This is a genomic window from Oleiphilus sp. HI0079 (assembly GCF_001635105.1).
This window is the reverse complement of record NZ_LWFT01000979.1, coordinates 1-768: the sequence shown is the minus strand read 5'-3', so window position 1 is coordinate 768 and position 768 is coordinate 1. Positions and strand designations below refer to the sequence as shown.

Here is a 768-nt window from a genome sequence, read left to right as displayed (position 1 = left end):
TTCTATTAACTGCGTGCACATCGCCAGACATCTACTACAATCGCGACTTCAATCCCCCTGTCTATTTCGGTGCGCACATTGTTCAATCTGGCGAGANGCTCTACAACATCGCTTGGCGCTATGGACGTGACTATAAAGAGTTAGCAAGTGCTAACAACATCCGCTCGCCTTATGTACTTACTGTCGGACAAAGAATTAACTTGGAGGTGGACGAGAACTCTTATCGTTCTCGGCCTTCTGGATCATCTAAAAGCGTTAAGTCCTCGAGCAATGTAACAAAACGTAAATCGCAGGCCGTTTCTGGTAACAAAAGTACAAACAATAAAAAACCTAGTATTTCCAATAACATAACATGGGGGTGGCCACATGTTGGCCTGATACTTGCCAAGTATTCTGTGAACTCACGCAATCGGAATATCAATAAAGGAATTGATATCGGGGGTACCGAAGGTGATGAGATTCGCGCAGCGGCTTCAGGAGAAGTTGTCTACGCAGGGAACGGATTACTGGGTTATGGAAACTTGATTATCATCAACCACAGCGAGCGTTACCTAAGTGCCTATGGGCATAATGAGGTCATTTTGGTCAAAGAGGGCGAGAAAGTCCGCTTAGGCCAACGAATAGCAAGGATGGGACGAAAAGGTCAAAAGCCGCTGCTCCACTTTGAAATTCGCAAGGACGGCCAACCGGTAAACCCGGAAAACTATTTGCCACATAGATAAAACAGCCTGATCAATCAGGTACAGAAGACAGCTAGGTTATTTCGAT

Annotated in this window: 1 protein-coding gene; it reads left to right on the top strand. The window is 45.5% G+C overall.

Going from position 1 to position 768, the window contains the following annotated elements; genetic code table 11:
• The coding region (locus A3750_RS17905) for a peptidoglycan DD-metalloendopeptidase family protein (RefSeq protein ID WP_068548540.1) at positions 1 to 722 on the top strand (722 nt) is incomplete at its 5' end.
• Positions 723 to 768 lie beyond the last annotated feature (46 nt).